This is a genomic window from Dolichospermum lemmermannii CS-548, from assembly GCF_028330815.1.
Taxonomy (GTDB): domain Bacteria; phylum Cyanobacteriota; class Cyanobacteriia; order Cyanobacteriales; family Nostocaceae; genus Dolichospermum; species Dolichospermum lemmermannii.
Genome location: NZ_JAQMTJ010000294.1, coordinates 62,746 through 84,901 on the forward strand (window position 1 = coordinate 62,746; position 22,156 = coordinate 84,901).

Here is a 22,156-nt window from a genome sequence, read left to right on the forward strand (position 1 = left end):
TTCGTCCTGTGCCGTTTTAAGATTATTGTTGATGGTGATGCTTTTTAACATCCTTAATTTATGTCTAACAACCTTTTACAGCCTGATTCGGATGCACTACACCAGTCTGCTATTGATGTGATTACCCATGTCGGTAATGTGATGTCAGAAGGTTGTGCAATATTGAGAGAACATGATCGATTGCTGGCTGAAAATCAGGGTGGGAATCGGTTGGGGGCTGAGATTAAGGCTATTGAAGAAGATATAAGGCACGTTAATGAGAAGTTGGAAAGGATAAAGCGTAAAGAATTGACGATGACGATTGTTGCGCCAACCAGTGCGGGTAAGTCTACTATTATTAATGCGATCGCAGGACAGGATTTATTACCTAGTCGTAATGATGCGATGACGGTTTTACCCACTGAGATTGTTTTTTCTCGTGAGGTAACTCGTCCTAAGTTGATTCTGGATAAGGCTTTGATGACGCTTTTGCGAGAGGCTTGGCGACAATTACATCAGAAATTGCAACAAATTGGTTTAGAGGAAGCTGTTGAACAGGCTACTAAAAATGATTTTCCCCGCGAGAATGTAATTAGGGAAATTTTGAACAGTAGTTCTGTTTCTTCTCAATCTGAGGTGGAAGAATCAAATGGTATTCAAGCTGAATTAATCAGAATAAATGATCTACTGCGGTTGTGCGGTATTTTTGGTGTAAGTAAGTCGGCACGATAAAATCAATATACATTTTTTTCGTAAAAACCCTTAAATAACCTATCTATAAGGTATTTGTCGAATTTACATTTCGTTACATATGTTGATTGTTTAACGCCAACTTACTTAGCTACAGAATTTTTGTCTTCTTTGTCTGAAATTCCTCGGATTGAAGTTCCTTTTCCGCGACAATTATCATCTCTAAAAGATTCGGGTTTAGGGACTTTGGCGCTGGTGGATACCCCTGGACCTAGTGAGGATAAGTCTTTAAATTTAGTGAATGTTGTCAAGGATAGACTCATAGCCAGTTCTCTGGTTTTGGTGGTGGTGGATTATACGAAAATTGGACAAACAGATCCAGCAAAAGTTAAGAAGTTGGTGGATGAAATCGCTGCTATTAAGGGACGCGATCGCACTTATATCATTGTTAATAAAATTGATGATCGTGATCCTAATAATCCTGAAGATTTAACTACTCAACAAATTTTAAATTTGGTTAAAACTAAATATGAAATTGATGATCCTCAAAATCGAGTTTTTGAAATGTCGGCTATTAAAGGATTTTTAGCTACTAATTTTCAGCGTGAGAAGGAAATCTATCAGCCAACAGAATTACGGAAAAGGAAGAGTTTTGAGGCTCTTGGACAAAAGTATTATAGCGATTCTTGGGAAGATCGAAAAGAGAATATTTCCTTATCAGAAATGGATAAAGCCGCTAATAAGTATTGGCAAAAGTCTGGATTTGCTGATTTTATGGAGAAGGCGATCGCTCCTCTAGTACCTAGCATTAAGTATGCGTTAAAAGATATTAGTCAGATATTTACTTCTTTTCTGTCTTGTCTCAGCAAGCAGAAGGGAATACTTGAGCGACATATTCAACAGCTACAAGAGCAAATTAACTTTGTGGAAGCAGAGTTGAAAGAAGTAATATCAATTTATACTAGTCTTAAATGGCAGGAAGAATTTCTTTCTTCTATTAACAGCATATTCAACGAAAGTCAAGAAAAAAAACACACAGCCCTTCATGACTTTGAAAGTGAAAGTGAATTTCAGAAGTTTTTTGATCATCAGCTCGACATTTTATGTACTCGCTTAATTAAATTGAATATAGCAGAAGATAGTCGTCATTATTTAGTAATCATAAACCCTACATACATGAACGTATCTATGCTACAAGAGATCGTAAACTTTAATAGAATTTGCTGTATTAAAATTAATAAAATTTTTGATGAATTGTTTGATCAATTAAAAAATATCGAATCTCAATATGTTGAAGATGTCAATTACTATTTAAATTCCGACAATGTATTTATTCATGAAATTCACAAAAGAATGCAGAAAGAATTGAATCAAGAATTTTTATTGAATAAAGATAAATACACAGATTTCTATCAATATGCCAAAGAAGTAGTCAAGAAAAAATGCAATGCTTATGAAGCAAATATTAGTAAATATGAGGAACGGCTTAAAAAATATGAATCTAGCTCAACTATAGTAGGAAATGCAAAAATATATTGGGGTGAAGACTTGCCCGATTTTATAAACACAGGTTATGTATCATATGATCCAATGAATACACTTAATCCATATCGTCATCATTCCTATCAAAATTCAACATTAATCGAAATTAGTAGCAGAAGATTAGGAACAAAGACCGTGTATGTATATTTATTCTCTGAAGAAGTAGTAAGTGGCATTCGTAGTTCATACATAGACAAAGAATCATCCTTTGTCTCCGTAATAAATCTTTATTTTCATTCGGTGTCCGAGGATGAGTTAAAAAAGATCCTTGTCTCAACACTGGGAGAAGATATTACGATAATTCTTTGGAATCGTTATCATTTATTTAAAGAATATGAGGAATACTTGCGTCAATCAATTGAAACTAGCAAAAAAATACAAAATAGCTATGCAATTTTTGTAAGTCAGTACAATCAATTTTTAGGTAAAACTGCTGATCTAGAAAAAGACTTAAAATATCTGCAAAAGTATTTCGATAACATTAAATAAAAAACAAAAATGTCACTTATTAACTTTAACTATCTTCAAGAAAAGGAATCTGAAATTCCTATTATTACTGATAAAATACTCGTGGATTTGGTAAATTCAATCCAAGTCAATGACGATCTAATTAGTTTTCACCAAAAGCGAGGATTATTCGGACAGTTTTTTGATAACCTTACAGGAGCAGATCGAAAACGTCAACTTGCTATAGATAAAAATGTCAATATATCAATGCAATCTTTCCACAGTTGGGTGTTAGATATTTCTAATAATTTGAATGTTAGTAATAATGCAATTATCACCATTGAAGAAAAATTAATAGAAACTCGTCAAGCAATCCGCAACCAGCGACAGGATATTAATTTACTTCAAGATATTGTCAATCAACTGCAATACAAAGTTGAAGATCACGAACATCGGATTCTGAAATTAGAACAACGAGTTTATAGAACAGAAGTTCAGCATAGAATTGAAGATGCGATCGCCGCATGGCAGTCAAAACGGACATATCAAGGCTTTCATTGGGCAATTCAAGTTGCTTTTGTCACCCGTGAAATAGTAGATTATGCTCTCGGTGATTACGAACGATTAATCACCAAAGGTAAAGACAGCCAACTGCGTCAAAGTATAAGCGATAGAATACTTGCAACGGACAACACAATCCCCGATTGCGATTTTCCATTAACCAACTTCCTCAACCTGTCATATAGCGAAACATCCCCAGAAAATCAAGAACTTGCGGGTTATTTGCTGGAAGTAGAATCTATTTCCGAACAAAGAATAGCAAAAACGCCTTATTTATTCACTTTTGGTAAAACCCTAGAATTAGCTAAACAACAGCCGCACCAAGACCCAGCAAAAGCCGCATTTGAGCTATGTCGTAACTATCCAAATGCTTGGATTTATCCTGAAACCAGCAAAAGAGAATTTGTTGAGCGCATTGTGAATGAAACGGCAAACGATAGATTAAATTTGATAACATTAGTCTAATCGCCCTTCGTAGGTTGGGTTGACAAAAGGAAACCCAACATTTCTAGACAAACAATATCCCCTCTAAAATGATTAGGAGAATAACCCATGACCACCACTCTGTATGAAACCGACTTTAATCTTTGGATAGAACAAACTGTTAACCAACTCAAAAATGGACAAATTCAAGACCTAGATATAGAAAACTTAATCGAGGAAGTTCAATCAATGGGGAGCAATGACAAACGGGAAATTAAAAGCCGATTAATTGTTTTAATCATGCACCTATTAAAGTATAAATATCAATCAAAAAAGAAAACAAAAAGTTGGACTTCAACTATAATAACCCAAAGAAATGAACTCGAATTAGTCTTAGAAAACAGTCCTAGCTTAAACCCATTCTTCAAAGAGAATATATCCGAGTGCTATCAGAAAGCACGAAAAAACGCCGCAAGGGAAACAAAACTACCCTTAACCACCTTTCCCCTAGAATGTCCCTTCACCCCAGAGCAAATCATAGACTCCGATTATTTCCCAGACACAAATGCTTAATATAAAAGCAGTGCGATCGCCATTTTCCATTAACTTAAAATTCTTGAGAAATAAATAATAATTAAAATGGCTGATTTCAAAGGACTAATTTTAGTTTGAATAATGTCCCAAATAATCTCATCTTCTAAGGAAAAATAAGCATGAACTAAAATATCTCTCAATCCAGCAATTTTGCGCCATTCAATATGTGGATATTTATTTCTTATTTCTGGAGGAATTTGTTTAACTGCTTCCCCAATCACTGATAAATTTCTAATTACCGCATCAAATCTTAATTCATCAGCAAAAAACCTATTATCATCTAATCCTTGAGTATAACGGAGAATTTTATCACAACTAATTAAAATATCATCACAATAAAGTTTTAAACTACGCGACATAAATAGCGTCTTTTTCTACAGAACTAATAATTTGAGGTTTCAACATTTTTTTAGTTACTAAATCAACAGATAAAGATAAATTATCTTCTAAGAAGAATTTTAAGTCCATATATTGATCAAAGGTAACTTTTCCTTGAAATTCTACCAATAAATCAAGATCGCTAGTATTTTTTGCTTCATCTCTTGCATAAGAACCAAATAAAGCTAAGGAAGTTACACCATAACTTTTGATCGTGGTTAAGTTTTTTTTCAGGAAGTTGATTAAATATTCTCTATTCATGATTGTTACCTAATGTGTTTTGTCTGAATTAGGCATGAGATTAAGATAGTAGCCAGCCAGGGAATAAATTCCCTGTCTAAAAGCTAAAGTCGGTTAAAACCGACTACTTTGGCATAAACAGGATAAATTTTGATTTGGAGTTAATCAGAGTGCGTTTTAACGCACTTTAGCTTTGAGACCGGAACTTAAGTTCCGGGCGGGTTTGTTCAACCAATGAGCGATTCCTAGGTCGCGCTTCGCTATCGCATCTGCATCAATCACTGGTAAATTAGATACAGACAACATATATTAATAATTTTAATTATTACATGAAAGAAGCCAAAATCAAACTCGGATTGGTACTAGCAGGTGGCGGTGCTAAAGGCGCGTACCAATCAGGCGTAGTCAAATACCTAGCAGAAATTGACTTTGCCCCTCTGATGATTGCAGGTACGAGCATTGGTGCGCTCAATGGTGCGATCCTCGCCTCTGGTACATCATTTAAACAATCAAGCGATCGCTTGTGGCAACTATGGAAAGAACTAGGTGAAGCCAACATTATCAACTGGCAGTTAGTTAAATATCCACTGCATTCCTTAGCACAATATTTACATTTCTCACAGGAAGACGCATCTCTGTGTGATCCTAACCCACTGGATAAATTTTTACGCTACGCCATCAATCCTCAACAATTGCGAGCAGGAATTGAACTCTGGGTAGCCGCGTTTCCCTCAGTACAAAATTTCCTACCATCTTCACACAAAGCAGGTCAGATTGTCCCCACAATAGGCAATGCGATCGCCTCCAATCTTGGACAATCCGCCGAATATATTCATGTCCAATCAGCCAAAACCGATGAAGAAATTTATCAAACATTACTCGCTAGTGCTGCTATTCCTTTAGCCTTTAAGTCACGCCAGGTTGATGACAAGCATTATGTTGATGGTTGGCTAGGTGATAATGTCCCTCTCAAAGCCTTAGCAAATCGCGGTTGTACTCATGCGATCGTCATTCATTTAGGGAATGGGGAACTTTGGAATCGTCATGATTTCCCTAATCAAACAATAATTGAAATTCGTCCAACGGAAGATATGGGTGGTCTTAACACATTATTAGATTTCAGTCCCGAACGGATTCAACTCTTGCAAAACCGGGGTTATCAAGATGCTAAACGGATTCTTGAACCAATTTTACAAACACTGATGATCGAGCGATCGCGCCAAGAAAGTTTTGCGCGGCTTCAGGAAACATCAAAGCGATTAAGAGACGATCCACCAATATATTAATGAAAACTGAATGATAAAACAGCCCTGGGGTGCGGTACAAGTAAACAAGGCGCTGTGCGCTATTATTTCGGGTGTGGGGATAGGGATGATCTCCTGGGGGTGTAATGCTAATAACTCCCAGCTTCAAGAGACAAGATGGAATATATATAGAAATAATCGTTATGGTTTTGAGTTTCCTTATCCGCATACTTGGCAGCAATTAGGAAACCCAGACAACAGTGATGGTATTGCTTTAGTTTCACCAAACAAAAAAAACGTAGAAATTCGCGCTTATGCAAGTAAGCCTTTATTGAAATTCGCAACTGAAAATCCCCAGCCAGTCCCTAATTTTCGGACTCATCAGGGGTTTTCTGGGGTATTAGCTGTAGAAGCGGGGGAAAAGGTGACTGTGATTAAATTGACTATTAGCCAAGAGAACTTGGAGTATCACTGGCAAGGACAAAGCGGCAGCAAAGACTTTCAAAATTATTATCGGCTGTTTTACTACATTGCCCAGGAGTATAAAATTAGTCAATAGTCAACTTAACGTAAATTGATGTCCCTTCCAGCCAGGGAATAAATTCCCTGTCTAAAAGCTAAAGTCGGTTAAAACCGACTGTTGGAGCATATTGACACTCTCAGGGAGCCAAGCCGCGCTCGTTTTACGCTTACCGGATGCTCTTATAAATAGGATAATTTTTGATTTTGAGTTAACCAGAGTGCGTTTTAACGCACTTTAGCTTTTAGACCGGAACTTAAGTTCCGGGCAGGTTTGTTAAGCCTGACTCGGTGACTCCTGCTGTAATTGATTCCTGTCTTGATCAGAATTTAATGATGAAGAAGGGACACAAAACCTGGTAGATTTAGCTATCAGCGAGTAAAAACTGGTAAAGATGAAAGTCCTGGTAATTGGTGGTGATGGGTATTGCGGTTGGGCAACCGCGCTTTACCTTTCTAATCGAGGTTATGAAGTTGGAATTTTAGATAGTTTGGTGCGGCGACATTGGGATAATGAATTGGGTGTAGAAACTCTTACCCCAATCGCACCAATTCAGCAACGTCTCCAGCGGTGGCAGGATTTGACTAGCAAGTCTATTGATCTGTTTATCGGCGATATTACTAATTACGAGTTTCTGCACAAAGCCTTACACGAATTTCAACCAACTGCAATCGTGCATTTTGGTGAACAGCGTTCAGCGCCATTTTCCATGATTGACCGTGAACACGCTGTTCTTACCCAAGTCAATAATGTGGTTGGCACGTTGAACTTGCTGTACATTATGCGGGAGGATTTCCCAGATTGCCATTTGGTGAAATTGGGAACAATGGGTGAGTATGGAACTCCCAACATTGACATTGAAGAAGGATACATCACGATTGAACACAACGGCCGCAAGGATACTTTGCCCTATCCTAAGCAGCCTGGTTCTATGTATCACTTGAGCAAAGTCCATGATAGCCATAATATCCACTTTGCTTGTCGGGTTTGGGGTTTAAGGGCTACAGACTTAAATCAAGGGATAGTTTACGGTGTCTTAACCGACGAAACGGGGATGGACGAACTGTTAATTAACCGCCTGGATTATGATGGCGTATTTGGTACAGCACTGAATCGCTTCTGTATTCAAGCAACTGTAGGACATCCCCTCACCGTCTACGGTAAAGGTGGACAAACTCGTGGCTTCTTGGATATTCGGGATACGGTGCGATGTATTGAATTAGCGATCGCTAATCCTGCCGAACCAGGAGAATTCCGTGTGTTTAACCAATTTACCGAACTATTTAGCGTCGGTGACTTGGCAATGATGGTGAAAAAAGCCGGTAACGCTATGGGACTGAATGTGGATATTAACCATATAGACAACCCCAGAGTGGAGAAGGAAGAACACTATTTCAACGCCAAAAACACCAAACTCTTGGATTTGGGTTTACAACCGCATTTACTCTCGGATTCTCTACTTGATTCACTATTAAACTTTTCCGTCAAGTATCAGAACCGGGTTGATCACAAACAAATTCTTCCCAAAGTCTCTTGGCATAGAAAATAGGTGACAGGTGACAGGTGACAGGTGACAGGTGACAGGTGATAGAAAGAGCGTAAGAGGCAACAGTAGATTAATTTTCCACTCCTGACTCCTAACTGCGCCCCTACCTCCTGACTTCTGACTCCTGACTCCTGACTCCTGACTCCTGACTCCTGACTCCTACCTCCTTCTTTTTATGAGAATTGCCCTATTTACAGAAACCTTTTTACCTAAAGTTGATGGCATCGTAACCCGCTTGCGCCATACTGTTGACCATTTACAACGTCATGGCAATCAAGTTCTGGTATTTGCCCCTGAAGGTGGCATCACTGAACATAAAGGTGCGAAAGTTTACGGAGTTAGTGGCTTTCCCTTACCTCTCTATCCTGAGTTAAAAATGGCACTGCCTCGCCCGGCAATTGGTCATGCTTTGGAAGAGTTTAAACCAGATATTATTCATGTTGTTAATCCCGCAGTTCTCGGATTATCAGGGATTTTCTATAGTAAAGTTCTGAAAATTCCTTTAGTGGCTTCTTATCATACCCACTTGCCCCAATACCTGCAACATTACGGTTTAGGGATGTTAGAAGGGTTACTATGGGAGTTGCTTAAAGCTGGTCATAATCAGGCTGAGTTAAATTTGTGTACCTCTACGGCAATGGTAAAGGAACTTTCAGCCCATGGAATTGAAAGATGTGATTTATGGCAACGGGGGGTAGATACAGAATTATTTCATCCTGATTTAGTCAGTGCGGAAATGCGATCGCGCTTATCCCAAAATCATCCAGATAGCCCCTTGTTACTGTACGTTGGTCGTCTTTCTGCTGAGAAGGAAATCGAACGTATTAAACCCATTCTAGAAGCCATTCCTGATGCCAGATTAGCATTAGTCGGCGATGGACCCCACCGACAAACTTTGGAAAAACACTTTGCCGGGACAAATACTTATTTTGTCGGTTATCTGATGGGTAAAGAATTAGGTTCGGCTTTTGCCAGTGCTGATGCCTTTATTTTTCCTTCCCGCACAGAAACACTGGGATTAGTTCTGCTAGAAGCTATGGCCGCAGGGTGTCCTGTGGTAGCTGCCCGTTCTGGAGGCATCCCTGATATTGTTACAGATGGAGTTAACGGATATCTTTTTGATCCGCAAGCCGATATTCAAGAAGCGATTAATGCTACAATCCGTCTGTTGAAACAACGGGAGGAAATCACTATTATCCGCACAAATGCCCGTGCAGAAGCAGAAAAATGGGGATGGACATCGGCTACACAACAACTTGAAGATTATTATCAAAAAATAATCTTAAATAGTCACAGGAGTCAGGAGTCAGGAGTCAGGAGTCAGAAGCGAGAATAAGAGGGCTGGCTTTTTCTCTAAATTTTCCACCTCATTCAATTGCATACAGCCAGGAATTTTTGCACCATTACCAGGCTGGCCGCAATGCTTATATATTAAGGGATTTTACCCAAGCGATCGCCCGCTTCAAATTAGCTCAAGTCATCGAACCGACAAATCAGGCTGTTCATATCCATTTAGAACGCGCCTATAAGTACCAGCAAATACCACCACCAAAGTCCTGGGATGGTGTTTGGACAATCATCACGAAGTAGTCAGTGGTCAGTTGTCAGTAGGGGCGAAGCATTTGGAAGATAAATTATCGGTCATTGCCAAAAATAGTTCTCCAAATGCTTCGCCCGTACAGTTGTCCGTTGTCAGTTGTCAGTTGTCAGTAGTCAGTGGTCAGTGGTCAGTTCCTTCTTCAGAACCGTTACTTTGAAAAGGTTGTTCACCGATTTTCAGTTCTTTCTTCGAGTGCTTTAATTGCTTCCAAAGTAACTTAATTTGATAATAAGCCTCATCTGGTGAGATCTTACCACCTGTTTCTAAATTGCAGATATAACTGACTTTCTGGGCAAATTCCTGTAAGTTCGCGTTGAATACCAAGTTTTCTGGTTTTACATGACCATAATAGCGACCACGGGGATAGAGAAAATCTTCTTTACTCATCATTCTTTTTTCTCCATTTACTCAACTACTGATACTTTTAACCGAGACATTCCCTGACAGCTGAGATATCGTGAATGTCCAGTACAACATTACCAACTGAGTTGATAAAGGTGGTATCCCACATTGCCTTGAGGAAAATCCCCACGGCTCCTCTATTTTTTCAGAATGGTATGGATAAAATTATTACATCCTGCTGATAGTTTAGCGTGGCGTGATCCCATAAGTAGAGATTGAAGGCAGTGATTCACGTTTAGTTATTCTCTAATTTATTAACAACATATTCTATTGAATTCAATAAGTCATTAATATATTCCTTAAGATAGATTAATATATTCTTTTTTGCAAGACTTGGAAAAATTTTTTCCTTGCAAGCTCCAATTATAATACATTTAAATTGAAATATAACAAAATTCCCGACTTCTCTAAGAAATCGGGAATATGAAGTATCAATTGTAATTTGCCACCTAAGCAGATGGACGAGTTGCTTCTAATAAACTGGAAAAGTAGAAGCTTGTCCGCGTCATAGCTTGTCTTTGGACTGAAAAGCCATTTTTTCGCAGAATTTTGACTACATCAGCTTCACGATGTAAATAAGCGCGAGTGGTTTTACTCGGACCAGGAAAGAAAGTACCGATTTTTTTGAGGATAGTCAGGAAGAAGGTTTTCGGGGCGAAACTGAGAATGATTCGGTCTGAAGCTAAAGAACATAGATGAGAAATCATTTCATCAGCTTTGTTTTGAGGATAATGAATCAGAACATCTAGACAGATGACGGTATGATAATTGCCACTCAAAGATTCCAAATCCTGTACCGCAAAAGAGGGATTTACGGTATTGAACAAAGCCATGACAGCCCTATCCTGGGCTTCTGATACCATTTTAGCGGAAATGTCGCTGGCATAGACCTTAGCACCATCTATAGCCAGAGGAATACTCAGACTACCCACACCACAACCAGCATCACAAATTGATAATGATGGTAAATTGTTGTCAGCTTTTAACCAGCCGATGACATTATCCACAGTTTGCTGATGTCCAGTGCGAATATCTAGCTGGACTTTGTTGACTTCACCATCACCATAGATGCGTTGCCACCGATCAAAACCTGTGGAGTTGAAGTATTCGCGGACTATTGTTTTATCGTCGGCTGCGGTCATAAACTCAATTGTTAGTTATTCACAATTCATGAACTACCCCATCTTACTTCGTTGAAGATGGTGTTTCTACGTCCCCATCAGTAAGTTGAGGGTGGGGAATTACGCAAAACTGTTAAATTCTTAAAAACCGACTAGCTAATTTAATCGCGTCAGCAATATCCACATCACCATCACCGTCAGCATCTAGAAATTGATTTAGTAATGGATTACCACCAGATTGTAAGAAACTCAAGACTAAAGGCACTAAACTTGGTAATAATTGTTGAATTTTATTCACATCTAAGCTAGTACCCTGGGCAGCATTTTTCGCTACTTCTGCTTGAATATCTGGAGAAAATAAGGTATCTACAGCTTGGGAATCAGCGGAAGTACCGGCAAATTGATTGACTAAATCTTGTACAGATTCACTTCCGTCGCTGGTTTGTTTTGCCTGTAAAGATGATTGTACTTGTTTACCAACTACTGATAAAACTGATTGCATGGTGGAAGAGTCTGCACCAATGCCATTACCTAATTGTTTCACTGTGGTAGCAATATTTATCAAGTTATCCAAACCACCTGGTTGATTGGAATTGCTAACCGCACCCAGAATTTGATCAAACAGTCCCATTAATTTTTTCCTGTTGTTTTTAATATCTCCTAATTATTAATAATACAGCAGAATTGAGCAATCAGGAGTCACCGAATAAAATCAAGATCATGATCTTGATGAATGATAAATTGGGAGAAATATGGTAAATTCTGTACCTTGATTCGAGTCAGAATGAAAAGTAATTTTCCCCTGATGTTTTTTAACCACAATTTCATGGGTAATTGCTAAACCTAAACCAGTCCCAACACCTCTGGGTTTAGTGGTGAAAAAGTTTTCAAATATTTTCTGCTGATTTTCTAGAGGAATACCTGAACCATTATCTATAATTTTAATTAATACCCAGTCATTTTCTTGCCGTTCAGTAGTTATGTTTATTGCTGGTGAAAATTCTAAATTTTGAGCAGATTTTTCTTCTATAGCATCAATAGCATTACTTAAAAGATTCATGAAAACTTGATACAATAATCCTGTATAACCGGTTATTTGGGGAATTTCTCCATAGTTTTTGATAACGCTAATTTTATTTTTAAGGCGATTATTCAAAATTAATAATGTACTATCTAGACAAAAAGGAATATCTAATAATTGTGATTTGTTTTCATCTACACGCACAAAATCTTTTAAACTCTGAACAATTTCTTTAGTTCGTTCTGCGCCAATTGTCATAGACTGAAAAAGTTTAGGTATGTCTTCTGCTAAAAATTCTAAATCAATTTCTTCCGCTACAGCTTGCACTTGTGGTGGTGCTTGGGGAATTTCCGATTGATATGTTTTCAGAAGTCTGAATAAATCATCAACATATTTGTGTGCGTGAATTAAATTGCCAGAGATAAAGTTTACAGGATTATTAATTTCATGGGCAATACCAGCTAACATTTGCCCTAAGCTGGACATTTTTTCACTTTGAATTAGTTTAGATTGGGATTCAGCTTGTTGTATTTCTAAAAGATGTTTTACTTGTTGAATTAGGAGATTTAAAGAGTTGGCTAAATCACCTATTTCATCTTGAATATTTATAGATATTTGTAAATCAAAATTTTCTTCATTGGTAACTTTTCGAGCAATATTAGTAACTTCTAAAATTGGTTGAGTAATAATTTTACTGGTGGATAAAGCGAGAATATTAGCTATTAATATGGAAGTTGCCATACTCACAATAATAATCACATCTTGTACTTTTAATGCGTGATTGTAAGCTAAATTTGCTTGTTCTTTAGTTTGTTTAATGGGTTCTCTTAGGGTTTCTAAACTGTAAGCAAAGTCAGAAAATTTCTCTACATTTTTAATTTGATATTTTTTTAAAATTAACTGCTTTATTTCTGGATTTTTATTTGATTGTGCATCCAGTTGAGAAACTTCTTCGACTAATTCTTTGAGTAATTGGATGTAGCTGTTGATATTTCGTTGATATTTTTGACTCCAATCGGACAAATTACCATTTTTCTGGATTTGAGTAAAGTTTTGAAATTTAGTAAATTGAATTTCTAATTTATCTATTTCTGTGTTTAATTCAGCGATTTCTTTGGGTAACTTGTCTGGTTGATCTAATGTTGCTATAATCTTTTGTTGATGGATGAAAGATCCTAAAATTCCTCTTTGTAAATTATTGAGTAAAATATCTTCTTTATTGATTAAGATTGTCTTATTTCTAGCTCTTTGAAAATAGCTATTACCTACTAATAACCCTCCAGATGTACCTAAAACTGCTATTCCCAGGGAAAGAGTATACCCCAAGACAATTTTTTGTCTGATCCTCAAGGAAGGGAATAATTTTTTTAAAGAGCTAAAATGTTTAAATTCAGAGATAAAGTTCATATTGTGACTCGGCCTTTAACTTTCCCATGAATTGGGGTGAGACAAAAAATGCGGAATTTAATAGCCGGTCATTAAGGGAACACTGCACACAAACTGAATGTTAGTTTAGCAAAAATTGTGGCTTTTTACTTTCTCGCTGAGAAAAACACTGTATAGATCCTAAATTTTATCATTCATGCCCTTGTCTCGTATTGTTACACTAATTGTTGGCCTGATCGTCATTTTGGCGTTAACCCTATGGCTAATTGATTCTCTTTCCCGGTTGTACTGGCAGTTGTCCTATTCTCCGCTGTTGGGTAATTTACTATTATTACTGCTAGTTTTACTGATTGGTGGTTTAATTGCTGCCTTTGTTTATTATGTATTGGTGCTGCGGAAGGGAGAGGCAAAATCCCGTCGTCAACGCCCAAGAGTGACTTCTGCCCAAATTCCTGCGGCTAAATCTGATGCGGCTTCTTCGACTCTGCAAGCGGTACGACAACAGGTAGCCCAAATTCAAGATGAGGTGACACGTCAAGCTTTGCTAAGTCGCACCAAGGAAATTGAAACGAATTTAGCGAGAGGGGAAATTCAAGTTGTGGTTTTTGGTACGGGTAGTGCCGGTAAAACTTCTCTGGTAAATGCGATTATGGGGCGGATAGTTGGTGAGGTGAATGCCCCAATGGGAACAACTCAGGTGGGAGAAACCTATTGTTTGCGCTTGAAGGGCTTGGAACGGAAGATTTTAATTACTGATACTCCAGGGATTTTAGAACCGGGGGTAGCGGGTACGGAACGGGAACAACTGGCTAGGGCTTTAGCGACAGAAGCGGATTTATTGTTATTTGTGGTAGATAATGATTTACGGCGTTCTGAATATGAACCACTGCGGGGTTTAGCGGAAATTGGTAAGCGATCGCTTTTAGTGCTGAATAAAACAGATTTATACACGGAGACTGATATAGAAGTGATCTTAGCCAGATTGCGGGAACGGGTACGCAGCTTTATTGCTACTAATGATGTGGTAGCGATCGCTGCTAATCCCCAAATAGCCGCATTAGAAACCGGCGAAACCTTCCAACCAGAAGCAGATATTATCCCCTTGTTACGGCGCATGGCCTCTATTTTACGCGCTGAAGGTGAAGATTTAGTAGCAGATAATATTCTCTTACAATCTCTGCGCTTAGGAGAAGAAGCTCGCAAACTTATAGACTCTCAACGTCGTCGCCAAGCTGATAAAATTGTAGATCGTTATCAATGGATTGGCGCGGGCGTAGTTTCTGTCACACCATTACCGATGGTAGATTTACTCGCAACCGCTGCTGTTAATGCCCAAATGGTAGTAGAAATTGGCAGGCTTTATGGTTGTGATTTAAACATGGAACGAGGTAAAGAATTAGCCCTATCTTTAGGAAAAACTATTGCTGGTTTAGGTATCGTTAAAGGGGCAATTGAATTATTATCAACGGCTTTGCAACTTAATGTGGCTACTTTTATTGTGGGAAGGGCAATTCAAGGAGTGACAGCCGCATATTTAACCCGCATTGCTGGGAAAAGCTTTATCGAGTATTTTCGTCATGATCAAGATTGGGGTGATGGGGGAATGACAGAAGTTGTGCAACAACAGTTTCAGATTAATCGCCGCGATGAGTTTATCAAAGTTTTTGTCCAAGAAGCGATCGCTAAGGTCGTCAAACCTTTAACTGATACCTTTGCAGAGAAAGAAGATTATAAGTAAAAATACTGAAATAATTATTGAATATTTCACATACTGAATTATTGTCTATAATTCCGGAAAATAGCAGCCGATGTCAGAAAAGATATATAAGGATTTCTGACTAACTAGATCATGACCAATCAGATGATCGGCCAAGTATTACAAGATCGTTACCAAATTGTGCAACCACTTAGTGCAGGAGTGTTTGCACAAACATTTATTGCTGTGGATATGTACCACCCAGAAAAACCCAGATATGTTGTTAAACAATTGAAGGTGAATCACTATCAATCTACTTCCTATTTTGACCACCGGAGATTGCGGTTTTTAACAGAAACTGAAACCCTCAAACATTTAGGTCGTCATCCCCAAATTCCGGAACTTATTACCTATTTTGAAGAAAATGAGCGGTTTTATTTAGTCCAACAATTTATTCCTGGAGAGTCTTTAGCAGCAGAATTACCTCATGATCCTGAAAGTCATGGTAAATGGAGTCAAGTTGATATTATTAAGTTTCTAGAAGATGCTTTATCTATTCTTGAATTTATTCACTCTCAAGGCTTTATTCATTGTGATATTAAACCAGAAAACTTAATTAGACGAGCTATAGATGCCAGATTAGTATTAATTGATTTTGGCTCAATTCAACCAGTATACTCTAGTATTGACACAGAATTTTCCATAGATCAAATTCCTGTCACATCATTAGGTTACATTCCCCCAGAACAATTTATTGGTCAAACCCAACCCAATAGTGACCTTTATTCCTTGGGAATAATTGCTATTCAAGCTATTACAGGACTATCTCCCTTAGAATTAGAAATTGATGCTGAAACTAATGAAATTATTTGGTGTGATCATGACACCTCTATGAATGATTATTTAGTTGCTTTCCTCAATCAGATGATCCGCTATCAACACCAAGAACGATTTCAATCTGCCAATGAAGCACTATGGTTACTCCAGCATATAGAATGGGACAATAGCCCAGCAGAAATACAAATAGCAGAGTCTCAATTATCTGATAAAACTATTGAAACGACAGATCAAAAATCCCAACCATTACTAGCCGGACTGCGATTAGGTTTATTAATTAATTCGGTTCTGCTAGGATTGGGAGTATATTCTTTATTTAATAGTTCTCAAGCTTACTCAGCTACAGAAATTTTATATAAAGCCATAGCCAGATATCAATCTGGAGATCTACAAAAAGCCATTAATTTAGCTCGGTCAATCCCCCTTAATAGTAATGTTTATCCAGAAGCTCAAGCTTCAATTGAAGAATGGCAAAACCAATGGCAAAAAGATGCAGAACATTATGTTCTCACTGAAAAAGCCTTAAAAGAACGACGATGGACAGACGTATTATATCATGCACCTAAAGTTCCAATTAATTCATATTGGCAATCGAAAATTCAGCCCCTAGTTGCACAAGCAAAATTAAATATTGAAGCCCAAACACAATCCTTATTAGCCAAAGCTTATGCAAAAGCCGAGGAGAGAGATTTCTCAACGGCTTTATATTATCTACAGCAAATACCTGAAGAAAGTTCTGCTGGTGCTATGGTTAAACAGAAATTAGCTGAGTACAATCAAAAACGTCAAGTTAGATCAGGATACTATTTATATCAAGCTCACAATCAAGCCTGTATAGGTAACTTTTTCGCAGCAATTAAACTACTGGAAAGAGTTCCTAAAGATGCTGAAGCTTATGCACAAGCAAGAGTCAAACTAGAAGAATATTCCCACAAGTTACGTCTACGTAATCAGCAACAAGAATTAGCTATCCTAAAAACAGTTCCCCTTGCTGAAAGACAAAACACTCCTATTCAGCGGAGAGTATCTCTTCAACCAGAAGATTATTTACAGGAAGTAAATATTCGTAATCAAGCTGAGAAATGGGGAATAGAAGATAATTTTACCAATTCCCCCAATGGTTATTTTACGTTGTTGCATTGCTATTCTGGGTACGCGAATGTCTTTGTGCGATAATTCCGACTTGCAGAATCCCTTAATCTAATTCTATCAGTAGAATCTCAGTGGCTAAAGCCGCTGAAAGTGTCAACTATTCAATTAGACGGAAATAAATTAAATTTAAACTTTCCTATAGACAGAGACAATCTTCTAAAGATCAAGTTAGATTTACAGTTGAACTAGTCCACATTCCAATGTCTTTAAAGCCTCCAGTTATTTTTTGAGCTGGAGGTGATTCTTTATAAATCTTTGCTTCATCTCTATTTGATCATTGAAATACTTTTTCTAGATTATCCTGTTCTTTTTGTAATAAAGTGGTAACTTGTGTATACTCATTAAATAACGAAGCATGATTAAGAGTATTTATTAACAGGTCAAATTTATGTGCTTCTCTTGTATCACCATGAGCTAAAACTAAAGGACGAATAGATAACCAAGTGCGATTTATATTTTTCGATGTTTTACTTAACCAGGGTTTATTTCCTGTGGGAATCCAGATTTCTAATTCTCGTTCATAGTAGTTTAATAAAGTAACTTCCACTGGTATTTTTTTAGAGAAATTTTTATTCATTTTAGCAACGATAAAAGTAATTTGATTAGCAGTACGCATTGCTATTTGGGCATCTTTATTATCAATAGCGTTATCTAATAAATACATTTTATTAGTTAGTTTTGTAAATTGGCGGATTTTCGGGTTTAAATTCTTGATTAATATCTGTAATTTTTTGTTCTCAGCTTTTGCTTTTCTCCAATGGGTAATTTTTGCTAATTTATAAATATGTTGACTTAATTGAGATATTTTAGTTAAATCATCTGAAAAATGATTTTTATTTTCAGCACTATCAATATTTGGTAATTTTTCTAGGAGAAGGTGGTTGATTGCTAGTTCTTGTCGTTTCGGTAAATTGCTATATATATAATTATTATTAATTAATTCCCAATTATTGAAAATATCGCTACTCTCGATATTATTGTCATATTGAACCATAATTGCAACTGGCGATCGCACTTCATTATTAAATATAACTTTTAGTAAGCCATAAAATCCTAATATGACCAACAAAGGTACAAAAATAACTGGTTTTATTAACTTTTTCATTGCCATAGATTTAATACAAGTATTAAACCAGATCGTAAATCATGATTGTCAAGAAGTTGAAAAGATTTAAGCGATAGGGTTACACATTCCATAGGAGATACAAGAACCCCACCCCCAACCCCCGCCAATATCAAAAATTTATCCTTTTCTTCCCGCCGTTGCAGGGGGATTGAGGGGGCTAAGATGGAACTCATATAATTGGAAACCCCTGTATATATATCTTTCTGGATTTTTTAACCTATTTAAAACTATTTAAAAATCTTTCCAACTTCTTTACTTTTACTTCCTATAGTTAAAAGTACGCAAGAAAACAATCTTGCACAAAATAAACATCTAGGAAAGATAGAACAATGAAAACTACAACTAAAGCAATTTTCAGTCTTGGTTTAATCAGTTTCTTAACTTTGGGTGGAATCTGTCAAAATGCTTTTGCTGCTGAAGCTAAAGCTAATAATCATCACCATTCAATGATCAAAAAACACACAGTTAAAAGCCACAAACATAAAGCAGCTCATGGTAAGAAAAATATTTCTTCAATTAAACATACTTCAGTTAACAAATAATTCTGTTTCCACTTTTTAACATTTCACAACTCATAGTCTTACACAAAATCAACATCAAGGAATATAAAACAATGAAAAGCACAACTAAAGCAATTTTCAGTCTTGGTTTAATCAGTTTCTTAACTTTGGGTGGAATCTGTCAGAATGCTTTTGCAGCCGAAGTTCAATCTAATCATCACCACCACTCAGTGACAAAAAAAGGTAAAAAACCCACAACTAAACCCACAACTAAACCCACAACTAAACCCACAACTAAACCCACAACTAAACCCACAGCTAAACCCACCACACCACATACCACACCACATACCACACCACCTAAAAAATAATTTTTTCTTGTATTTTACCCTTTTACCTACGATTTGCATCATCCTGTGAAATAGAATAACTTTATCAGGTGATGCAATATTTTATCAGTCAAGAATGTATTTAACAATTTAGTTTTTATCATTTAATTAGGTTGGGTAATTATTAAACCCAATCTAATTTTTTAATGATAGATTTTTAGAAATACTTCATTTTGAAGTAGATAATAAGCGGACTGTAAAACAACTACCAATTCCCAATTCACTCTTAACAGTAATTAATCCACCATGTTTTTTAGCAATAGCTTGAGCAATAGCTAAACCCAAACCAGAACCACCACAATTATAAGTGCGAGATTCATCGGCTCGCCAAAATCTATCAAAAACTTTTTCCAAATTATCTAGAGCAATTCCTACACCTGTATCTTTGACACTGACGTAGAGATGAGAACCTAACCGACGATTTGTAATTTCAATTGTCCCTTTAATAGAAGTATAGTTAATGGCATTTTCCAGCAAATTAGTAAATAATCGTTTTAATTGTTCGCAATCACCAAGTACATATAAATCTTGATCTAATTGTAATTTTATCTGAATTTGTTTAGCCTCAGCTTGGGGTTTATATAGTTTATATAAATTATCTAAAATTTCTCCTAAATTAACAAAACTTGGATCTTGATTGGGGATAATATCAGTCCGCGCTAAAAGCAATAAATCTTCGGTTAAACTAGACATTTGTGTTGTCGCACTGAGAATGGCTTGGAATTTTTCTAAATCTGTTTCTCGAATTGATTCTGGATACTTAATTGCGACAGAAGCATTACTTTTAATTGCCATTAATGGTCCTCTGAGTTCATGAGAAGCATCAGCAGTAAATTGTTGAAGTTTTTGTAAACTTTCCTCAATTGGTTGCATAGATTGACGAGTTAACCATACTCCACCAAAACCGCTAATAAGTAAAGCAAAACAAATTCCTCCTCCTAAACCCCAGTCAAGTTTATTTAAAGTTTTATTGAGATTTTTGAGTGATTGACTAGCTCTTACATATCCAATTAGTTTACCATCTTCACTACCAATGATTGGTAATGTAATTATTACAATTGGACTTTTACCTGATTGAATTTGTTTTTTTACATGAGGGTAAAGAGGTAAATTTGGCAAATTTTCACCTTGTTGTTGCAGAAAATTGCCTTTCCGGTTAAACCATTGTAAACCTTGATCACGATTGATAATATCTTGAATAGGAAACTCACTATCTATTTTGATTTTACCATTATTATATTCTGAACTAGCAGCAGCACCTTCCGCTAAATCAATTAATTTTTCGGTAATTTCTTGTTCAAGACTTTGAGTTACAAAAATTCTGACTGCTAATGTAAATACTCCTAATACTGAACCAACTACTAACAAATATGAGAACAAAAAGCGATATTTAATTATCCACAGCATTAGTTATTTCCTAAACGATATCCTATCCCATAAACAGTTTCGATAATTTTTTCAGATGCACCAACCACTTTTAATTTTTTGCGTAAATTATTGATGTGAGTTTTAACAGTATCTTCCCCAGAAATTTTATCAAATTCCCATAATTTATCTAAAAGAGATGTACGAGTTAAGACTTGCTGGGGATTTTTCATGAAACACTCTAAAATCAGATATTCTTTAGGTGTTAATAAGAGAGTTTGACCTTGATAACTAATATGGTAACTAACAGGATCTAGTTGTAATTTACCATAAACTAATATGGATGGACGAACTTCTGCATTTCTGCGAGATAAAGCTCGAACACGGGCTGTTAATTCTTCTAAATCAAATGGTTTAATTAAATAATCATCAGCCCCTGCATCTAATCCAATTACTTTATCTGCTGTAGTATCTCTGGCTGTAAGCATTAAAATCAAGGCATTATATTTTATTGATCGTAAGCGTTTACATAAACTAATTCCATCTAACTTTGGCAACATCAAATCTAATAAAATTATGTCATATTGTGTTGATTGACTATATTCCCAACCTTCAATTCCATCTTTAGCAATATCTACAACATAACGTTGATGTTTTAAATCTTCCGCTAAGGGTTTAGCAATCCGTTGATCATCTTCTACAAGTAATATTTTCATGTTAATGGCAAGACTAGTTCTAAAAGAATTTATTTTAATAAAGTAGACGTAGAATTAATAATAATTTGTGCCGAACCTCTGAAAAATCTAAATTCATACATTTCTGGGCGGTTGGAAACCGCGTCTACACAGACAAAACCCACACTTCGACAAGCTCAGTGACCACCTGCGTGGGTTAAAAACATTGATTTTTGATTAGTCCACGCAGGTGGACTTAGTTTGTGTAGTAGCGTATCCCTGACGGGAGCCGGAGGCATCTTTCTAATCGCCATATACTTTTCAAACACATAAACATCATGATAAGAGATGTAAAAGGTATACTGTCCCAATTGCCAATTCCCAGTTCCCATCATCAATATGCTAGATTTATTACTCATAACGCTTCTGGGGTTTCTAGGCAGTTTTGGACATTGCTTTGGGATGTGTGGACCCCTGACTGTAGCTTTTTCTCTGTCCAAGCAGCAGGAAAATCCGAGTTGGCAACAGCAATTAAAATTTCATACATTACTAAATTTAGGGCGAATGTTAAGTTATGCCTTCGTCACCTGAGTTCGATGTAAATAAAAAGTCTAAAAGTACGTAACAGTAACAGTTCTGTCAATAAGTATTGGTTATTGAGAATTAAAGCCCACACCAAAAATTTCTCAAAAAATTAATTTTTTGAAATGTATTTACTATTAG

Annotated in this window: 24 protein-coding genes and 1 pseudogene; 15 read left to right on the top strand and 10 right to left on the bottom strand. The window is 36.6% G+C overall.

Translation table 11 applies throughout. From position 1 onward, the window contains the following. The first annotated feature begins 60 nt into the window (after nucleotides 1-60). The 4 genes from PN450_RS20735 (at nucleotide 61) to PN450_RS20750 (ending at nucleotide 4,215) form a co-directional block, all read left to right on the top strand. Nucleotides 61-711, top strand: coding sequence for a dynamin family protein (locus PN450_RS20735; RefSeq protein WP_271837414.1), 651 nt, complete (start codon nucleotides 61-63; stop codon nucleotides 709-711). A 129-nt stretch (nucleotides 712-840) separates the two neighbouring features. After that, on the top strand, nucleotides 841-2,700 hold the full coding sequence (locus tag PN450_RS20740) for a P-loop NTPase family protein (RefSeq protein ID WP_271837415.1): 1,860 nt from the start codon (nucleotides 841-843) through the stop codon (nucleotides 2,698-2,700). A gap of 9 nt (nucleotides 2,701-2,709) precedes the next feature. After that, the gene (locus PN450_RS20745; protein ID WP_271837416.1) at nucleotides 2,710-3,684 is read left to right on the top strand and encodes a diguanylate cyclase regulator RdcB family protein; all 975 of its coding nucleotides are present in this window, start codon (nucleotides 2,710-2,712) and stop codon (nucleotides 3,682-3,684) included. An 87-nt stretch (nucleotides 3,685-3,771) separates the two neighbouring features. Beyond that, nucleotides 3,772-4,215 (top strand): DUF29 domain-containing protein, encoded by a 444-nt coding sequence (locus PN450_RS20750; protein WP_271837417.1) that lies wholly within the window; start codon nucleotides 3,772-3,774, stop codon nucleotides 4,213-4,215. A gap of 29 nt (nucleotides 4,216-4,244) precedes the next feature. Here the strand turns inward: PN450_RS20750 and PN450_RS20755 are convergent, their stop codons facing one another. The 3 genes from PN450_RS20755 to PN450_RS20765 all read right to left on the bottom strand — a co-directional run bounded on the left by PN450_RS20755 (nucleotide 4,245) and on the right by PN450_RS20765 (nucleotide 5,160). After that, a complete protein-coding gene (locus PN450_RS20755; RefSeq protein WP_271837418.1) occupies nucleotides 4,245-4,595 on the bottom strand; it encodes a HepT-like ribonuclease domain-containing protein in 351 nt (116 codons plus the stop codon). Continuing rightward, a complete protein-coding gene (locus PN450_RS20760) occupies nucleotides 4,585-4,875 on the bottom strand; it encodes a nucleotidyltransferase family protein (RefSeq protein WP_039200188.1) in 291 nt (96 codons plus the stop codon). Before PN450_RS20760 ends, PN450_RS20755 begins: the two co-directional genes overlap by 11 nt. Nucleotides 4,876-5,031: 156 nt before the next feature. Then, complete coding sequence (locus tag PN450_RS20765; protein WP_271837419.1) at nucleotides 5,032-5,160, bottom strand: hypothetical protein; 129 nt, start codon at nucleotides 5,158-5,160, stop codon at nucleotides 5,032-5,034. Between the two features lie 23 nt (nucleotides 5,161-5,183). On the opposite strand from PN450_RS20765, the gene PN450_RS20770 reads away from it, so the two are divergent. From PN450_RS20770 to PN450_RS20795, 6 genes are all read left to right on the top strand, one after another. Next, on the top strand, nucleotides 5,184-6,140 hold the full coding sequence (locus PN450_RS20770; RefSeq protein WP_271837420.1) for a patatin-like phospholipase family protein: 957 nt from the start codon (nucleotides 5,184-5,186) through the stop codon (nucleotides 6,138-6,140). 10 nt (nucleotides 6,141-6,150) lie between these two features. Beyond that, nucleotides 6,151-6,657, top strand: coding sequence for a hypothetical protein (locus PN450_RS20775; RefSeq protein ID WP_271837421.1), 507 nt, complete (start codon nucleotides 6,151-6,153; stop codon nucleotides 6,655-6,657). A gap of 355 nt (nucleotides 6,658-7,012) precedes the next feature. Continuing rightward, nucleotides 7,013-8,167: an NAD-dependent epimerase/dehydratase family protein gene (locus tag PN450_RS20780; protein ID WP_271837422.1), complete on the top strand. Its 1,155-nt coding sequence runs from the start codon at nucleotides 7,013-7,015 to the stop codon at nucleotides 8,165-8,167. 172 nt (nucleotides 8,168-8,339) lie between these two features. Beyond that, nucleotides 8,340-9,500: a glycosyltransferase family 4 protein gene (locus PN450_RS20785; protein ID WP_148762413.1), complete on the top strand. Its 1,161-nt coding sequence runs from the start codon at nucleotides 8,340-8,342 to the stop codon at nucleotides 9,498-9,500. Nucleotides 9,501-9,559: 59 nt separating this feature from the next. After that, nucleotides 9,560-9,754, top strand: a complete 195-nt coding sequence (locus PN450_RS20790; protein WP_323294571.1) for a hypothetical protein — start codon at nucleotides 9,560-9,562, stop codon at nucleotides 9,752-9,754. A gap of 11 nt (nucleotides 9,755-9,765) precedes the next feature. After that, nucleotides 9,766-9,921, top strand: a complete 156-nt coding sequence (locus PN450_RS20795) for a hypothetical protein (RefSeq protein ID WP_271837423.1) — start codon at nucleotides 9,766-9,768, stop codon at nucleotides 9,919-9,921. Here the strand turns inward: PN450_RS20795 and PN450_RS20800 are convergent. From PN450_RS20800 to PN450_RS20815, 4 genes are all read right to left on the bottom strand, one after another. After that, a complete protein-coding gene (locus PN450_RS20800; RefSeq protein WP_271837433.1) occupies nucleotides 9,885-10,151 on the bottom strand; it encodes a DUF7219 family protein in 267 nt (88 codons plus the stop codon). The genes PN450_RS20795 and PN450_RS20800 overlap by 37 nt on opposite strands. Before the next feature lie 464 nt (nucleotides 10,152-10,615). Beyond that, a complete protein-coding gene (bchM, locus tag PN450_RS20805; RefSeq protein WP_168694886.1) occupies nucleotides 10,616-11,308 on the bottom strand; it encodes a magnesium protoporphyrin IX methyltransferase in 693 nt (230 codons plus the stop codon). Nucleotides 11,309-11,420: 112 nt separating this feature from the next. Then, nucleotides 11,421-11,918: a hypothetical protein gene (locus PN450_RS20810; protein ID WP_271837424.1), complete on the bottom strand. Its 498-nt coding sequence runs from the start codon at nucleotides 11,916-11,918 to the stop codon at nucleotides 11,421-11,423. 87 nt (nucleotides 11,919-12,005) lie between these two features. After that, nucleotides 12,006-13,715, bottom strand: coding sequence for a sensor histidine kinase (locus PN450_RS20815; protein WP_271837425.1), 1,710 nt, complete (start codon nucleotides 13,713-13,715; stop codon nucleotides 12,006-12,008). A gap of 175 nt (nucleotides 13,716-13,890) precedes the next feature. Here PN450_RS20815 and PN450_RS20820 point away from each other — a divergent pair, with 175 nt between their 5' ends. After that, nucleotides 13,891-15,432: a YcjF family protein gene (locus PN450_RS20820; RefSeq protein WP_168633233.1), complete on the top strand. Its 1,542-nt coding sequence runs from the start codon at nucleotides 13,891-13,893 to the stop codon at nucleotides 15,430-15,432. A 111-nt stretch (nucleotides 15,433-15,543) separates the two neighbouring features. Next, nucleotides 15,544-17,403: a serine/threonine-protein kinase gene (locus PN450_RS20825; protein ID WP_271837426.1), complete on the top strand. Its 1,860-nt coding sequence runs from the start codon at nucleotides 15,544-15,546 to the stop codon at nucleotides 17,401-17,403. Between the two features lie 250 nt (nucleotides 17,404-17,653). On the opposite strand, the gene PN450_RS20830 is transcribed toward PN450_RS20825, so the two are convergent. Next, a complete protein-coding gene (locus PN450_RS20830) occupies nucleotides 17,654-18,484 on the bottom strand; it encodes a hypothetical protein (RefSeq protein ID WP_271837427.1) in 831 nt (276 codons plus the stop codon). Between the two features lie 350 nt (nucleotides 18,485-18,834). Between PN450_RS20830 and PN450_RS20835 the strand changes: the two genes are divergently transcribed. Further along, nucleotides 18,835-19,047 (top strand): hypothetical protein, encoded by a 213-nt coding sequence (locus tag PN450_RS20835; protein ID WP_271837428.1) that lies wholly within the window; start codon nucleotides 18,835-18,837, stop codon nucleotides 19,045-19,047. 71 nt (nucleotides 19,048-19,118) lie between these two features. Continuing rightward, nucleotides 19,119-19,376, top strand: a complete 258-nt coding sequence (locus PN450_RS20840; RefSeq protein ID WP_271837429.1) for a hypothetical protein — start codon at nucleotides 19,119-19,121, stop codon at nucleotides 19,374-19,376. A 186-nt stretch (nucleotides 19,377-19,562) separates the two neighbouring features. Here the strand turns inward: PN450_RS20840 and PN450_RS20845 are convergent, their stop codons facing one another. Together PN450_RS20845 and PN450_RS20850 are read right to left on the bottom strand one after the other, a co-directional pair. Further along, a complete protein-coding gene (locus PN450_RS20845) occupies nucleotides 19,563-20,801 on the bottom strand; it encodes a HAMP domain-containing sensor histidine kinase (protein ID WP_271837430.1) in 1,239 nt (412 codons plus the stop codon). Then, entirely contained in the window at nucleotides 20,801-21,475 is a 675-nt protein-coding gene (locus tag PN450_RS20850) for a response regulator transcription factor (protein ID WP_271837431.1), read from the bottom strand. The genes PN450_RS20845 and PN450_RS20850 overlap by 1 nt, the downstream gene beginning before the upstream one ends. Before the next feature lie 357 nt (nucleotides 21,476-21,832). Here PN450_RS20850 and PN450_RS20855 point away from each other — a divergent pair. Then, a pseudogene (locus tag PN450_RS20855) lies at nucleotides 21,833-22,018 on the top strand (urease accessory protein UreH domain-containing protein); the annotation flags it as partial. Between the last annotated feature and the right edge of the window lie 138 nt (nucleotides 22,019-22,156).

Bases quoted from the DNA above. Each gene is read 5' to 3' on its own strand.
- PN450_RS20830 (WP_271837427.1), bottom strand. From the start codon at position 18,484: ATGAAAAAGTTAATAAAACCAGTTATTTTTGTACCTTTGTTGGTCATA.
- PN450_RS20825 (WP_271837426.1), top strand. From the start codon at position 15,544: ATGACCAATCAGATGATCGGCCAAGTATTACAAGATCGTTACCAAATT.
- PN450_RS20760 (WP_039200188.1), bottom strand. From the start codon at position 4,875: ATGAATAGAGAATATTTAATCAACTTCCTGAAAAAAAACTTAACCACG.
- PN450_RS20785 (WP_148762413.1), top strand. From the start codon at position 8,340: ATGAGAATTGCCCTATTTACAGAAACCTTTTTACCTAAAGTTGATGGC.
- PN450_RS20780 (WP_271837422.1), top strand. From the start codon at position 7,013: ATGAAAGTCCTGGTAATTGGTGGTGATGGGTATTGCGGTTGGGCAACC.
- bchM (WP_168694886.1), bottom strand. From the start codon at position 11,308: ATGACCGCAGCCGACGATAAAACAATAGTCCGCGAATACTTCAACTCC.
- PN450_RS20850 (WP_271837431.1), bottom strand. From the start codon at position 21,475: ATGAAAATATTACTTGTAGAAGATGATCAACGGATTGCTAAACCCTTA.
- PN450_RS20765 (WP_271837419.1), bottom strand. From the start codon at position 5,160: ATGTTGTCTGTATCTAATTTACCAGTGATTGATGCAGATGCGATAGCG.
- PN450_RS20735 (WP_271837414.1), top strand. From the start codon at position 61: ATGTCTAACAACCTTTTACAGCCTGATTCGGATGCACTACACCAGTCT.
- PN450_RS20800 (WP_271837433.1), bottom strand. From the start codon at position 10,151: ATGAGTAAAGAAGATTTTCTCTATCCCCGTGGTCGCTATTATGGTCAT.
- PN450_RS20775 (WP_271837421.1), top strand. From the start codon at position 6,151: ATGATAAAACAGCCCTGGGGTGCGGTACAAGTAAACAAGGCGCTGTGC.
- PN450_RS20770 (WP_271837420.1), top strand. From the start codon at position 5,184: ATGAAAGAAGCCAAAATCAAACTCGGATTGGTACTAGCAGGTGGCGGT.
- PN450_RS20755 (WP_271837418.1), bottom strand. From the start codon at position 4,595: ATGTCGCGTAGTTTAAAACTTTATTGTGATGATATTTTAATTAGTTGT.
- PN450_RS20745 (WP_271837416.1), top strand. From the start codon at position 2,710: ATGTCACTTATTAACTTTAACTATCTTCAAGAAAAGGAATCTGAAATT.
- PN450_RS20750 (WP_271837417.1), top strand. From the start codon at position 3,772: ATGACCACCACTCTGTATGAAACCGACTTTAATCTTTGGATAGAACAA.
- PN450_RS20815 (WP_271837425.1), bottom strand. From the start codon at position 13,715: ATGAACTTTATCTCTGAATTTAAACATTTTAGCTCTTTAAAAAAATTA.
- PN450_RS20835 (WP_271837428.1), top strand. From the start codon at position 18,835: ATGAAAACTACAACTAAAGCAATTTTCAGTCTTGGTTTAATCAGTTTC.
- PN450_RS20845 (WP_271837430.1), bottom strand. From the start codon at position 20,801: ATGCTGTGGATAATTAAATATCGCTTTTTGTTCTCATATTTGTTAGTA.
- PN450_RS20840 (WP_271837429.1), top strand. From the start codon at position 19,119: ATGAAAAGCACAACTAAAGCAATTTTCAGTCTTGGTTTAATCAGTTTC.
- PN450_RS20810 (WP_271837424.1), bottom strand. From the start codon at position 11,918: ATGGGACTGTTTGATCAAATTCTGGGTGCGGTTAGCAATTCCAATCAA.
- PN450_RS20820 (WP_168633233.1), top strand. From the start codon at position 13,891: ATGCCCTTGTCTCGTATTGTTACACTAATTGTTGGCCTGATCGTCATT.